The 332-nt window shown below is 38.0% G+C and carries 1 pseudogene; it reads left to right on the plus strand.

Features of this window, described 5'->3' with window-relative positions:
* Positions 1 to 129, plus strand: a pseudogene (locus IQR33_RS23815) (DUF3379 domain-containing protein); the annotation flags it as partial.
* Between the last annotated feature and the right edge of the window lie 203 nt (positions 130 to 332).

Consider the following 332-nt stretch of genomic DNA (forward strand, 5'->3'; position numbering starts at 1 on the left):
TTTAGTAAGGATGGCATGACCGGAATCGTTCAGCCCGTCGGGAGTTCAAGCCTGATTTTAGTCGGGGAAGAAGGTGAAAATATTGATGCGATCGCTACGACTCTTGCATCAATGATTAAGCCAATGTAACAACTTCGACGATTTCCAGCCTTCAAAAGGTTAAATGCCGCTAAATGATCTTATTTAGCGGCATTTTTGTATAAATAGAACACAAAACATTCACCATCCCTATCGCATTTAGAGCTTAAACTCTAAATTATGCATTTTAAGTGCAATTTCCCGTCTTTTAGACATCATTTCTGCAATTTTTATTCAATTTTATCCAATGGTCG

This window comes from Vibrio sp. OPT46 (assembly GCF_015163535.1).
In the GTDB taxonomy this organism is placed as follows: domain Bacteria; phylum Pseudomonadota; class Gammaproteobacteria; order Enterobacterales; family Vibrionaceae; genus Vibrio; species Vibrio alginolyticus.